Raw genomic sequence first — 12307 nt, 5'->3', positions numbered from 1 at the left:
ACCCGTTGGCGCGACGACCGCTCGATCGGCTCTCGCTGATACTTGGCGAACACGGTCAGCCCGCCGGAATAGGAATGGCCACGGCGTCGTACCGCATGTCCGGCGTCGGCGGGGTCGGTGGCGTGGTGAAGCGGAAGCGCGCGTTGGGCAGGTAGAGCCGGGATCCGAACTCGGCCACCGTCGCGGGCACGTCGAAACGGGGATCGGTCACCCGGCGCACCACGCGGCCTTCGGTCCCCTCGGCGTTCAGGCGCACCACGGCCACGGTGTTGCTCCGGTTCTGCACCGCGAACAACGTCCGCCCGCGCAAAAGCAAGCCATCGCCGTCGAGCAGCGACTCGCCGTGCAGGTCCACGCGGTGGGTCACCCCGGACTCCTCGACGCGGAACAACCCGCCGGTGTTCGACTGCACGACGAGCAGGCCCCGGCCGTCCGGCGTCGAGGTGATTCCGTTGGCGTTGAACCCTTCGCCATAGGTGAGCGCCCCGGTGAGCGGGACGCGCACCGCGACGGCGGGCAGTCGCCCGGCCCGCAGCGGCAGCTTGTACAGCACCGGGTTGGTGGAGTCGGTGAACCAGGCGGCGTCCTCGGTGAGGATGACGTCGTTGACGAACGCCGGGCCGGTGGTCACGCGGTAGGAGGCGAGTGTGCGGCCGGTGCGGGTGTCGAGGACGCGCACGTCACCACCGGTGCCACCGGCCACGAACAGGTGCCCGTGCCGGTCGGTCTTCAGGCCCAGGGCCGGGGTTCCCGGCCCAGGGCTGAAGATTTCCCCGCGTCCGCTGCGCAGGTCGGCGCGGTAGACGGAACCGTCGGCCATGGAACCGAAGTAGGCGAACGGTCCGGGGCCGGTGGCGATGCCCTCGGCCTGGAACCCGTCCGGCAACCGGATCGTGGCCGGAAACGCCGCGGGAGCGGCCCCGGCAGGCGGATTCATCGTGACGATGAGCCCGAACACGAGTGCGGCGACGCTGGATCTGGTGATTCGCATGGCCACGACCTTCCCGCGACGTACCGGGGCCCGTCCAATACACGTCCTTCACCACAGCGATCGCCGATCCGGATCAGTACCGCTTCCGGGCTCCGGCGCCGCTACGGGAAATAACCGTAGATCCAGGCCATCAGCGTGCTCAGCAGCGTCACCACGATGCCGTACTCGGTGAACTGCCAGAAGCTGATCCGGTGCCCGGTCTGGTCGCCGGAGATTCCCACGCCCAGCAGTTCATCGCGGCGCTGCGGCCGGTGGCGGAGCGGACGGCCGCCCCCCTCACATCAGCAGCAGCGGGAGGGTGTTGACGGCGGTGTGCGCGGCGACCTGGGCCCAGAGGTTGCGGTAGCGCGACCACAGGTAGCCGAGGAACAACCCGTGCACGCCCTGGAAGGCGATGATCGCGCCCAGCGTCAGCGGGAGCCCGGCCCACAGTGATCCCGCTTGGCCGTGCGTGGGCAGGTGCAGCCAGGCGAACAGCAGCGAGGTCAGCACGATCCCTGGCCAGCGACCGAAAAGCGCTTCCAGCCGGGTTTGCAGCATTCCGCGGAAGAAGACCTCTTCGAGCACGTTCGCGGTGAAGAACGTCAGCGTCGCGATGACGATGAGGTAGACCGGGTCCGGGTAGTCAGCGGCGCTGGGGAGAGCCGGGGAGAACGGGCCCAGCACGTGGAGCCACCCGAACACCAGTACCGCCGGGATCGGGGCGAGCCATCGCCAGCCTTCCCGCGGCCACCAGGTGGATCGCAGCCGGAACGGATCCGGTTCTTCCCGAGGCCGCAACACCTTCACGAGCACCAGTGGCACCACCAGGTACACGATCGGCTTCGTGAGCCCCCAGATGTCGCGGGCCAGCTGCGCCAGGTCGCCCACGGCGGCGGCGACGAAAAGCGTCAGTGGCCACAGAAAAGCGACGAGCGCCAGCGCACTCGCCTGACGACTCAGTACGCGCCGGTCGTCCACGCCGGGGAGCAACGCCGGCGCACGGAGCGGGATCGCGCGGACCAGCACGATCCCCGCCAGCGCGGGAAGCACGGCACCCCAAAGGGAAAGCTGCTTGTCCGAGTCCGTGGACGGCTTGATCGTGTCGTGCCCGGTCACCAGCAGCAGAGCGGGCGCGGCCACGAAGACCACGAGCCCGCCGACGAGGATTCCCCGGGCGGCAGAGCGGGTGGGAGTCCCATTTGTCACCGGAGAAGAATCGTCGACTCCGCGCGGAATCGCGTCATCACTTCGGAGGACCCGCCGGGCCACCCGCGTCAGCGTCGTGGGGTGCGCAGGTGGATGCGTTCACCCTGCCTGCCGAAGAGGCTGAGCACTTCGACGCTGCCGCGGCCGGCGGCACCGAACCAGTGCGGGATCTGGCAGTCGAACTCGGCCGCTTCCCCGGCTCCCATGGTGAAGTCCTGGTCGCCGAGCTGGACGCGGAGCCGGCCGCGCAGGACGTACAGCCATTCATAACCCGCGTGGACCCGCAGGTGGGGCTCTTCGTCGTGCGCGGGGATGGTCATCTTGTAGGCGCGGGGTTCGCCCTGGTGCCGGGACAGCGGGATGAGCACGCGGCCGTCCTTCTTGGTGGCCTGCTGCGGTACGCGCGGATCGACGATCCGGGGTGCGGCGATGATCTCGTCGAAGGCGAGGCCGAGCGCCGCGGTGATCGGCAGGAGGAGTTCGAGGCTGGGCTTGCGCTGCGCTGATTCCAGGCGGGAGAGCGTGCTGGTCGAGATGCCGGTGGCTCGCGCCAGGTCGGCCAGGCTGACGCCCTTCTTCTCGCGGGCGCGCCGCAGCCTGGGCGCGATCTGCTCGATCACGGCGTCGACACTCGGTTGCTCGTCCATGGGGCGCATCCAACCAATGCGTCCCGGAATCGGCAACGGAAGTTGTCGAAACCGGGAGGACGTCCCGATGCTCGTGGCGGAGGTGATCCGAATGGACACGACAAACCAGGTAACCGGCGGATCCATGACCAGTGACGAGACCCGACGCGGTGGGCGGCTGCCCATCGGCGTGTACCTGCTGGGGTTCAGCCTGTTCGCGATGGGCACCGCCGAGTTCCTGCTGGCCGGGGTGCTCCCCGCGGTGGCCACCGACCTGGACGTCACGCTGCCCTCGGCCGGGTTCCTGATCACCGCGTTCGCACTGGGGGTCGTGCTCGGCGGCCCGCCGTTCGCGGTGCTCAGCCTGCGCTGGCCGCGCCGCACCGCGCTGGTGGTGACCCAGGTCGTCTTCGCCGCAGGCATCGCCGCCGGGCTCCTGGGTGGCTACGAGGTCCTGCTGCTGACGAGGGTGATTTCGGGCGTCGCCTACGCGGGCTTCTTCGCGGTCGCGTCGGTGACCGCGATCAGCCTGGTGACGCCGGACCGCAACGCCCGCGCGTCCGGAGTGGTGGTCAGCGGCCTGAGCATGGCCATGGTCGCCGGCGGCCCCGCGGGCACGCTGCTCAGCCACTTCACCGAGTGGCGCGGCGGCTTCTACGCGGTGGTGGCCCTCACGGTCGCCGGGATCATCGGCTGCCTGCTCAAACTGCCCGCGGCCACCAGCCGGTTGCAGGAGCCGAGCGTCTCGCGGGAACTCGCCACGATGCGGAAGCCGATGCTCTGGGGCGTCTACGCGATCACGCTCCTGACCACCGCGGCCTACATGATCTCGTTCAACTACCTGGCCGCCATGCTCGCCGACCTCACCGCCATGCCCGGAGTCTGGATCCCGGCGGTCCTCGCGCTCTTCGGCGTCGGTGCCTTCCTCGGCCTGTCCATCGGCGGCCGCATCTCCGACAAGCGCCCCCACCTCGCGCTGCTCACCGGCGCGGTGGCGATCATGCTCCTGTCGGTCGTCCTGGCGTTCGCGATCCGGCAGGTCTGGGCGGTGGTGCCGACGGTGTTCCTGATCGGCGTCGCCGCGTTCGTGCTCAACCCCGCCATCTACGGGCGCGTGTTCGCCCTCGCGGGAGACGCGCCGACCCTCGCCGGGGCCACCACCGTGTCGGCGTTCCAACTGGGCATCAGCATCACCCCCGTCCTCGCGGCCGTCACGCTCACGCAAGGGGCCGGTCTCACGTCGGTCTGCCTGATCGGGGCCGCCCTCGCCGCGGCCGCCATCCCGCTCATCCTGCTCGACCGGGCACGGCAGGCCCGCTGACGCCGCGGGGGTTGGTGATCCGGGCTCCCCCGCCCGGCCGGATTCGTGCCGGCCACGGCGATCACCACGGAATCCGTGACAATGAGCCGCATGAGCGGTGAGCGGGAGATCCGGGCCTCGCGACGGGAGCGAGAGGTCCTGGCTGCTCTCCGCGAGCACCTGGCCAACGCCGAGATCGCCGAGCGGCTGTTCATCTCGGTGCGCACCGTGGAGAGCCACATTTCCTCGCTGCTGCGCAAGTACGGGGTGAAGGACCGCAAGGAGCTGATGGCGGTCACGCCCGCCGCGGCGGTGCCGGCCGGACCGGTGCCGCCCGGCCTGTCCTCGTTCGTGGGACGGGAGCGGGAACGTGCGGATCTGGCAGCGGCGCTGCGGTCGAGCCGGTTGGTCACCGCGGTCGGTCCCGGTGGTGTCGGCAAGACGCGGCTGGCCCAGGCGGTGGCCGCGGCCTCGGCCGGTTCGTTCGCCGACGGGGTGTGTCACGTCGATCTGGTGCCGGTGCGCGAGGACGCCGGGGTGGCGGGGGCGATCGCCGCCGCGGCCGGGCTGGCCGAGCTCGCGGGCCGCACGGTGGCCGACGCCGTACTCCGGTGGGCCGAGGTCAAGCGGACGTTGCTGGTGCTGGACAACTGCGAGCACGTCATCGGTGGTGTCGCGGTCCTGGTGGAACGGCTCCTGGCGCACAGCGGCGACCTGCGGATCCTGGCGACCAGCAGGACACCGCTGCGGCTGCCGTTCGAGAACGTGTACGTGGTGCCCGGGCTCTCGCTAGGCGGCGGCGGGACCGGTGAGACCGGCGGGGACGCGCTCGCGTTGTTCAGGACGCGCGCGGCGCAAGCGGGGGCGACCGTGCCGGACGACGACGAGCGGGCCGCCCGGATCTGCCGCGACCTGGACGGGCTCCCGCTGGCGCTGGAGCTGGCGGCCGCCCGGCTGCCCGCGACCGGGCTCGACGGACTGGTGGCGGGTCTGTCCGACCGGTTGACGCTGCTCACCGGCCGGGGCCGGGCCGACGAACGGCACCGGTCGCTGCGGTCGGCCCTGGACTGGAGTCACGAGCTGCTCGACGAGGCCGCGAGGGCGGTGCTGCGCCGGATCTGCGTGTTCGCCGGACCGTTCACCGTGGACGCGGCGGTGTCGGTGATCGACGGCGGTGTCGTGGCTCCTCGCGCGGTCCGCGCCCTGGTGGCCGAGCTGGCGGACTGGAGTCTGCTCACGCCGGTCGCCGTGTCCGGCGAGACCCGCTACCGCCTGCTGGAGACCGTTCGCCAGTTCGGCGCGGAGCTGCTCGCCGACGCGGAAGAGGACGAGCACTACCGGGCACGCCACCTGCGCTGGGCGCGGGAAACCGCACTCTCAGCCGAACTTCGCGCCGCTCTCGACTGGTGTGCCGGACAGGATTCGAGACGTGACGACGCTCGAGCGACGGCGTCGCAGCTGGCGGTGTCGGCTCACCGGCGCGGGATGCTCGGTGAGGCGCAAAGGTACTTCGAAACGGCTGCCCGATTCGCGGACGACGCCGAGGAGGCCGCCCGCCTGCTGCGCTGCGCCGCCGGATCCGCGGCGACCCGGCTGGCCGGCCAGGAAGCGCTGAGCCTGTACCGGGCCGCGGCGGATGCGGCGCTGCGTGCCGGGCGGGGTGAGCTGGCCGCTCTCGATCTCGCCCAGGCCAGCGAGGCCGTGAACCGATACGCCGGCGCGTTCGCCGAACCGCCCGGTCCCGAAGTCGCCCGGGCGCTGCTGACCGAGGCCCGGGACCGGGCAGGCGAAGATCCGCTGGCGCGCGCTCGGGTAGCCATCGCGGAAGCCTTCGCCACCCCGGAGACCGATGCCGCCGCCCGACCGGCCGCCGAGCACGCCCTGGAATTGGCGCAGCGCTGTGGCGAGCCGCTGGCGGAAAGCGCCGCGCTGGACCGGCTCACCACCATCCACCTGGTCGCCGGTGAAGTGGGCGCCGCGTTCGCCTGCGCAATGCGCCGCACCGAACTGCTGGCCACCCGCACCGATCTGGGTCTGGAGATCTCCGACGCCTACGTGATGGCCACGGAAACCGCGATCGCGGCGGGTGATCTCGCCACGGCCAAGCAGGTGGCGATGCGACTGCACGACCTGCCGTCCCACCACGAACTCGGGCACCTCGCCACGGCCAGGCTGATCCTGGTGACCGCGTTGACCGGGGAGTGGGACGAGAGCATCCAGCACGCCGAGCGGTTCCACACGGGCTGGGAACAGGCGGGGCGTCCCACGATCCCGACGCTGCGGCAGGCCGCCCACGCCGCGGCCACCGTGTACGGCCTGCGAGCGGACAGCGAGCAGCGGCAGCGGTGGCTGCGCACCGCCGAGGCGCTGGGCCCGGACGATGTCGGCGCCGACATCCCCCGCGCCCTGTTCGACGCGCTGCTGCTGCTCCACGCCGACCGGCCGGACCAGGCCGCGCGCCTGCTCGCCACCGGCCCGGCGGACCTGCACGGCTGGTACACCGCGATCTGGCGCCCCTGGTACGCCGCGCTGCGGGCCGAGGCAGCGGTGCTGTCCGGAAGCCCTGACGCCCAGCAGCGCTGGGACGAGGCCAGGCGCTGGGTCACCGGCAACCCGATCGCGACCGCCTTGCTCGAGCGCGCCGCCGCCCTCGCCGCGGGCGACCGCGAGCGGATCCGCCGGGTGGCGGAGGGGTTGACGGCCTGCCGCTACCAGTGGGCACGCACCCTGGTGCTGGCCGGTGACGCCGACGGGGAGAAGGCCATGGCGGCACTGGGTGCCGCCGCGCCGGGCCACTGAGGTCCTCGCGTTTCTCCGTGGCGTTTTCCGTGGTCGGCACGGATTCGGACCGCGGCGGACCTGGTGCATCTTGTGCCGGTGGCCGAAATCGTCGAGCTGTACCGCTACCCGATCAAGGGCTGCGCGGGCACCCGGCTGGCTGCCGCGGACCTCACCCCGGCAGGCATCGTGGCGGACCGCGGCTTCATGGTCATCGATGAGGCAGGCGTGTTCCGGAGCCAGCGGCGGAGTCCGCGGCTCGCGGTCATACGTCCTCGCCTCGGCGACGACGGCATCCGGCTGGACCTGGCAGCCCCCGATGTGGAGGACCTGGCGACACCGGTACGCGTCGATGGTGAGCGGCGCCCGGTGACGTTGTTCGGCCAGCCTTTCACCGGCATCGACCAGGGTGACACCGTCGCCGCATGGCTGAGCGAGGTGCTCGGTGAACGCAGCCGCCTCGTCCGGGTGCCGCCGGAGCACCACCGCGTCACCGATGGGCTGACACCGGGCACGTCCGGTTACGCGGACAGCAGTGCGCTGCTGGTCGTCTCCCGGGCTTCCCTGGCACGACTGCACGAAGCAGCCGCCGAACGTGGTGTGGAAGCCGTACCGATGAACCGGTTCCGCCCGAACATCGTCATCGACGGCTGGTCCTCGCCGCACACCGAGGACCAGGTCCGCCGGATGACCGCGGGTGGTGCCGAACTGGGTTACGCCAAGCTCGCCACCCGGTGCGTGGTGGTCGGCGTCGACCAGCGCACCGGCGTGCGCTCGGCGCGCGAACCGTTGCGCACCTTGGCCACCTATCGCCACGTAGCCGGAGGTGGCGTGGTCTTCGGCAGCAAGTTCGCCGTGATCCGGCCGGGACCACTCGCGGTCGGCGACACGGTGGTGGTCAGCGCCTGGGCCCGGACCGATCGACGAAGGAAGCAAGCATGACGCACTACGATCCACAGTGGACTATTTTCGTTCCCGCCACGATCGGCACTGCCTGAACGGCGGGCTCACCGTGTGGCTGGTGGCCCCGCGAGGGGAAGGTCGCCGGTGCCCGGCGGTCGCTGCGCGGCCTCGTATTCGGCTTCGAGGGCTTCGGCTTGCTCGCCGCGGGCGCCCAGCACGGTTTTGGCCCGGTCGTGGTCGAAGTCCTTCTCCCACTTGCCGATCACGTATGCCGCGACCCGCCGGCCGGACTCGGGAGCACGCCGGCGCCTGCGTTGATGGCGCACCGCCCCTTGCGGGCGGCCTCACCCCTGCTACGAACACCTCCACCCCGATCCGACATCGCCTGCCGGATTCCGCGAAGTTCCCGGGACGCCGGTCGTGCTCAGCGTTCGATGAACTGGTAGTCGGTGCGGATACGGCCGTCGCGGTCCAGGACGAGGATTTCCAGGCCGACGCCGGCCACCTCACCGTCCGGGGAAACCATTTCCCAGTTGAACTTGACGAGGTCGTGCAGCCTGTCGGCGTTGTGGCGGGAGCGGAAGACGAAGGCACCCGGCGCGACGAATTCTTCGTGGGCCCGGGTCACCCGGAACTCCAGTGCGGCGTGCCCGCGGGCTTCGAGGGTGGTGGCGGCGAAGCCGAGCCCTTCGGCGGCCTGCCGGATGTCCTGCGGGGGTTGAAGGACGTGCGCGGCGTCTTCGGCCCAGAGCTCGCGGATGGTGTCGCGGCGCACGGTGGCGTCCGGCTCGTTCCAGACCGAGACGTAGCGGTCGGTCAGTTCCTGCGTGTCGATGTCGTTCACGACGGGTCCTTCGGTCGGCATGGTCGGGATCGAGCACGACTCTGCGGTCGAGGCCTGCGGCCGGGCAATTCCCGGCAGGGAATGGTCGAGCAGCGTCCGCGGGGGTAGACAAGGACGATGATCACCGGAACGGAGAGCGGGTTCGCCGGCGCGCTGCGCGTGTGGCGCACCCGGCGGCGCGTGAGCCAACTGGAACTCGCCGCACGCGCCGGGACGACGCAGCGGTACGTCAGCTTCCTCGAGAGCGGGCGCTCGGTGCCGGGCCGGTCCATGGTCATCCGGCTGGCCGAATCGCTGCAGGTGCCGGTCCGGGAGCGCAACGTCCTGCTCCTCACCGCGGGCTTCGCGCCGGCCTACCCGCAGACCGACCTGGACGATCCCGGCCTCGAACCGGTCCGCATGGCCCTGGAGCGCATCCTGGCGGGCCACCTGCCGTACCCGGCGGTGGTCGTCGACCGGTGCGGTGAGCTGGTCATGGCCAACGCCGGCTTCCACGCGCTGACCAGCACCGCGGCACCGCGGCTGCTCGTGCCGCCGGTCAGCGTCCCCCGGGTGCTGCTGCACCCGCTCGGCCTCGCGCCCCGGATCGTCAACCTCGACGAGTGGGCCTGGCACATCATCGACGGCCTCCACGCCGAGGCGGTGCGCAACCCGCACCCCCGGCTCCAGGACCTGGTCGCCGAACTCACCGAACTGGCGCCGGACCGCCCACGCCACCCGGCACCGGACTACCTCGGTTTCGCCGTCCCGCTGCGGCTGCGCACAGGCGGCGGCGAACTGCGGCTCATCACCACGCTGACCCACTTCGGCACCGCCGTCGACGTGACGATCGCCGAACTCCGCCTCGAAGCGTTCCTGCCCGCCGACGAGACGACGGCCGCCATGCTCGCCGACCTCGTGAGCCGATCCGTGATCACCGATGCAGGCGGCGAACCCGGCGCTTCACGCGGGCCATCGTGAGTCCGCACGTGAAACCCACGACGGGCGGACGGATCATCACTCGAAAAGCAGTTTGGACCGGGCGCTCAGAACAGGGTGGCGGGTTCGATCGGCTCCGGCTCGGGTAGGGCGTCGAGGTCGGGCACCAGTGCTCGTACGTCGTCGTGGAAGCGGCGGGCTAGTGCCGGTGCGTCGTCGTTGGCGGGGGTGTGCACGAAAACCGTGGGCGATCGGTCCTCGCGCAGCCAGGCGGCGACCACCTCGGTCCACGGCCGCCAACCCTCGACCGTCTCCTCGACCGAGTCCCGGCCCAGGTAGCGGACGATCGGCTGGTCGGTCAGTGCCCGCGTCCGCCGCGGCAGCCGCGGTTTCCTGGTCCAGGTCTCCTGTTCGGCCTCACTGACCGGCGGGCTCTGGAAGAAGACCGTGGTGTCGAACGGCACCCACTCGGCGTCCGCGGCGGCGAGCGTCCCTTCCAGCACCGATGTCGAGCCGGCGTCGGCGAAGAACCCGGGGTGGCGCACCTCCACGGCACGCCTGCGGTCGGCGGGGAGCCGGCGCAGGAAGCGGCCGAGGGCATCGACGTCCGAAGGGCCGAACGAGCCGGGCAACTGGGTCCACAGGACCGCCCGGTCGCCGAGGGGTTCGATCGCGTCCAGGAACGCCCGCATCTCGGCCTCGACCCCGGCGAACCGGCGCTCGTGCGTGACGACCTTGGGCAGTTTGACCACGAACCGGAAATCGGGATCGGTTTGCTGCGCCCAGGTGGCGACGGTGTCCCGGGCGGGGGTCGCGTAGAAGGTGGTGTTGCCTTCGACCGCGTTGCACCAGCCGGCGTAGGCCCGCAGGCGCTCCCTGGGCGGCAGTGACTGCGGCAGGAACCGCCCTGGCCACGCCTTGTGGGTCCACATCGCGCAGCCGACATGAAGACGTGCCACCGGCGTCAGCTCCCTTCGATCACGAGTGAAGCTAACATTTTCCCTTCCCGGCCGTAGGGCGGAGGCGCCGCATCCGGCAGGGCCGGCTCCAGGTGCTCCCACGGTTCGCCGGATGTCGTCCGACAGCTCGGCTTCTCTGGCGCCGGCCTGCTACGTTCGCGGGTCCGAAGGAATCATCGTGTCGTTGGCCGAGCGCCTCGAGACAGGGAGACACCATGAGTCCCACCGTGACAGACGAGCAGATCCAGGCATTGGTCGCGACCGCGAAGCCCTACAGCCTGGCGCTCCTCCACTGGGGGCCGGAGCGGGCCATGGACGGCGCGGACGCCATCGAACTCGAACACCAGCGGCGCATGGTGTCACTGCGCGCCGAAGGGGTGATCGCGGTCCTGTGCCCGGTCGCCTCCGACACCGTGTCCGGCGTCGCGATCATGACCGTCCCGGCCGAGGAAGCCGCGGAGATCATGGCCGGGGACCCCTGCGTGCAGGCCGGGATGATCCGCTGCGAAGTCCACCCGTGCCACGGTTTCCCCGGCGACACCCTCCCCGCATGACCGGCGCGGCTGGGTGAAGCGCAGGAGGTTGCCGGAAGGGTCGAGGAAGGCGCAGTCGCGGGTGCCGTCGGGCTGGTTGATCGGTTCCTGCATCACTTCGGCGCCCGCGGCCTCGATGCGCTCGAAGGTGGTGTCGCAGTCCTCGGTCAGGAAGACGAGCCGTCGGCCGTCGGCTGGCGAAAGATCATGCGCTCGCAGGAAAATCCGCACATCCGGCTGCGACGGCGGGCTGACGCTCACCCGCCGCGTCGCCGCGGAATCGGCGTGTACCTCGAAGCCGAGCACGTCACGGTAGAAGCCGAGTGCCTCGGTCAGATCGTGGACGGCCAGGACGCACGACGCGGAAGGCCGGTTCACCGCCGTTCCTGGTCGCTGGTGTGGAGCAGGACCAATTCCCGGCGCTGGAGGCGGCCCGGGTCGGTGTCGATGGCGATGTGGGTGATCTTCCCGTCGTCGATGGTGAAGGTGAAGACGGCCTTCGGCTGACCGCGGTGCAGCCAGACGGCCGCCGGGACGCCGTCGACCAACGCGAGCCGGGCGGCCTGCGCCCGTCCGGCGAAGAACGACGCCACCGCGGGGGCGCCGCGGACCTCCAGTGCCACGGCGTCCGGGTCGAGCAGTTCGAGCAGGGCGGCGAAGTCCCCGCTCCGGGAGGCGGCGAGGAAGGCCTCGACGATGTCCCGCTCCGCCGATCGGGCGGCCTCGGACGCCTCCGCCGCGCCCCGCACCCGGCGCCGGGCCCGGCTGGCCAGTTGCCGGGCGGCGGCCGGGGAACGGTCGATGACGGCGCCGATCTCGCCGAACGACACCGCGAAGACGTCGTGCAGGACGAACGCGAGCCGTTCGGCGGGGGTCAGCGTGTCCAGCACCACCATCAGTGCGACACCGACCGAATCGGCGAGCAGCGCCTCGTCCTCGGGGCCGGTCGAGCGGATCTCGGGAGCTGGCTCGGGGGGCAGCGCCCCGGCCGAATCCTCACGCCGGGCCCGCCGGGCTTCGAGCATGTTCAGGCAGACCCGGGCGGTGATCGTGGTCAGCCACCCGGCCAGGTTCTCCACCTGCCCGGTGCCGGCGCGGCTGACCCGCAGCCACGCCTCCTGCACCGCGTCCTCGGCCTCACCCGGCGAGCCGAGCATCCGATGGGCCACCGCGTGCAAACGGCCCTGGTGCTCGGCGAACCGCTCGCTCAGCCACTCCTGCTCGACCATCGGTCACGTTCCTTCGTCTCGGCCTGTCATACCACTTG

Annotated in this window: 12 protein-coding genes and 1 pseudogene; 5 read left to right on the top strand and 8 right to left on the bottom strand. The window is 71.3% G+C overall.

The window, feature by feature from the left end; genetic code table 11:
* Nucleotides 1–55: 55 nt before the first annotated feature.
* The 3 genes from L3Q67_RS25135 to L3Q67_RS25125 all read right to left on the bottom strand — a co-directional run bounded on the left by L3Q67_RS25135 (nt 56) and on the right by L3Q67_RS25125 (nt 2826).
* Nucleotides 56–991 (bottom strand): NHL repeat-containing protein, encoded by a 936-nt coding sequence (locus L3Q67_RS25135; protein ID WP_499183926.1) that lies wholly within the window; start codon nt 989–991, stop codon nt 56–58.
* 276 nt (nt 992–1267) lie between these two features.
* Nucleotides 1268–2179, bottom strand: coding sequence for a CPBP family intramembrane glutamic endopeptidase (locus tag L3Q67_RS25130; protein ID WP_499183925.1), 912 nt, complete (start codon nt 2177–2179; stop codon nt 1268–1270).
* Nucleotides 2180–2247: 68 nt separating this feature from the next.
* The gene (locus L3Q67_RS25125) at nt 2248–2826 is read right to left on the bottom strand and encodes a helix-turn-helix domain-containing protein (protein WP_423576499.1); all 579 of its coding nucleotides are present in this window, start codon (nt 2824–2826) and stop codon (nt 2248–2250) included.
* Nucleotides 2827–2917: 91 nt separating this feature from the next.
* On the opposite strand from L3Q67_RS25125, the gene L3Q67_RS25120 reads away from it, so the two are divergent.
* The 3 genes from L3Q67_RS25120 to L3Q67_RS25110 all read left to right on the top strand — a co-directional run bounded on the left by L3Q67_RS25120 (nt 2918) and on the right by L3Q67_RS25110 (nt 7825).
* A complete protein-coding gene (locus L3Q67_RS25120; RefSeq protein ID WP_499183924.1) occupies nt 2918–4126 on the top strand; it encodes an MFS transporter in 1209 nt (402 codons plus the stop codon).
* Between the two features lie 90 nt (nt 4127–4216).
* Nucleotides 4217–6904, top strand: a complete 2688-nt coding sequence (locus L3Q67_RS25115) for an ATP-binding protein (RefSeq protein WP_499183923.1) — start codon at nt 4217–4219, stop codon at nt 6902–6904.
* A 78-nt stretch (nt 6905–6982) separates the two neighbouring features.
* Nucleotides 6983–7825 carry an MOSC domain-containing protein gene (locus tag L3Q67_RS25110; RefSeq protein ID WP_499183922.1) on the top strand — a complete coding sequence of 281 codons (843 nt, stop codon included), beginning with the start codon at nt 6983–6985 and terminating at the stop codon, nt 7823–7825.
* 65 nt (nt 7826–7890) lie between these two features.
* Here L3Q67_RS25110 and L3Q67_RS25105 read toward each other — a convergent pair whose 3' ends face one another.
* Both L3Q67_RS25105 and L3Q67_RS25100 read right to left on the bottom strand, forming a co-directional pair.
* Complete coding sequence (locus L3Q67_RS25105; RefSeq protein ID WP_499183921.1) at nt 7891–8052, bottom strand: hypothetical protein; 162 nt, start codon at nt 8050–8052, stop codon at nt 7891–7893.
* A 158-nt stretch (nt 8053–8210) separates the two neighbouring features.
* Nucleotides 8211–8630, bottom strand: a complete 420-nt coding sequence (locus L3Q67_RS25100) for a hypothetical protein (RefSeq protein WP_499183920.1) — start codon at nt 8628–8630, stop codon at nt 8211–8213.
* 117 nt (nt 8631–8747) lie between these two features.
* Between L3Q67_RS25100 and L3Q67_RS25095 the strand changes: the two genes are divergently transcribed.
* Nucleotides 8748–9590: a helix-turn-helix domain-containing protein gene (locus L3Q67_RS25095; protein WP_499183919.1), complete on the top strand. Its 843-nt coding sequence runs from the start codon at nt 8748–8750 to the stop codon at nt 9588–9590.
* 65 nt (nt 9591–9655) lie between these two features.
* Here L3Q67_RS25095 and L3Q67_RS25090 read toward each other — a convergent pair whose 3' ends face one another.
* The gene (locus L3Q67_RS25090) at nt 9656–10480 is read right to left on the bottom strand and encodes a DUF72 domain-containing protein (protein WP_499191634.1); all 825 of its coding nucleotides are present in this window, start codon (nt 10478–10480) and stop codon (nt 9656–9658) included.
* 242 nt (nt 10481–10722) lie between these two features.
* On the opposite strand from L3Q67_RS25090, the gene L3Q67_RS25085 reads away from it, so the two are divergent.
* Complete coding sequence (locus tag L3Q67_RS25085) at nt 10723–11061, top strand: YciI family protein (protein ID WP_499191798.1); 339 nt, start codon at nt 10723–10725, stop codon at nt 11059–11061.
* A gap of 75 nt (nt 11062–11136) precedes the next feature.
* Here the strand turns inward: L3Q67_RS25085 and L3Q67_RS25080 are convergent.
* Nucleotides 11137–11346: pseudogene (locus L3Q67_RS25080) on the bottom strand (VOC family protein); the annotation flags it as partial.
* A 68-nt stretch (nt 11347–11414) separates the two neighbouring features.
* A complete protein-coding gene (locus tag L3Q67_RS25075; protein WP_499183918.1) occupies nt 11415–12269 on the bottom strand; it encodes a sigma-70 family RNA polymerase sigma factor family protein in 855 nt (284 codons plus the stop codon).
* Nucleotides 12270–12307 lie beyond the last annotated feature (38 nt).

The sequence above is a fragment of the Saccharothrix sp. AJ9571 genome (genome assembly GCF_021725495.1).
Taxonomy (GTDB): Bacteria; Actinomycetota; Actinomycetes; order Mycobacteriales; family Pseudonocardiaceae; genus Amycolatopsis; species Amycolatopsis magusensis.
The sequence above is the reverse complement of the archived record's forward strand: the minus strand, read 5'-3'. Positions and strand labels throughout refer to the sequence as shown.

Excerpts from the sequence above, each read along its gene's own strand:
- L3Q67_RS25120 (WP_499183924.1), top strand. The coding sequence starts at position 2,918 with ATGGACACGACAAACCAGGTAACCGGCGGATCCATGACCAGTGACGAG.
- L3Q67_RS25090 (WP_499191634.1), bottom strand. The coding sequence starts at position 10,480 with ATGTGGACCCACAAGGCGTGGCCAGGGCGGTTCCTGCCGCAGTCACTG.
- L3Q67_RS25075 (WP_499183918.1), bottom strand. The coding sequence starts at position 12,269 with ATGGTCGAGCAGGAGTGGCTGAGCGAGCGGTTCGCCGAGCACCAGGGC.
- L3Q67_RS25095 (WP_499183919.1), top strand. The coding sequence starts at position 8,748 with ATGATCACCGGAACGGAGAGCGGGTTCGCCGGCGCGCTGCGCGTGTGG.
- L3Q67_RS25135 (WP_499183926.1), bottom strand. The coding sequence starts at position 991 with ATGCGAATCACCAGATCCAGCGTCGCCGCACTCGTGTTCGGGCTCATC.
- L3Q67_RS25115 (WP_499183923.1), top strand. The coding sequence starts at position 4,217 with ATGAGCGGTGAGCGGGAGATCCGGGCCTCGCGACGGGAGCGAGAGGTC.
- L3Q67_RS25125 (WP_423576499.1), bottom strand. The coding sequence starts at position 2,826 with ATGGACGAGCAACCGAGTGTCGACGCCGTGATCGAGCAGATCGCGCCC.
- L3Q67_RS25085 (WP_499191798.1), top strand. The coding sequence starts at position 10,723 with ATGAGTCCCACCGTGACAGACGAGCAGATCCAGGCATTGGTCGCGACC.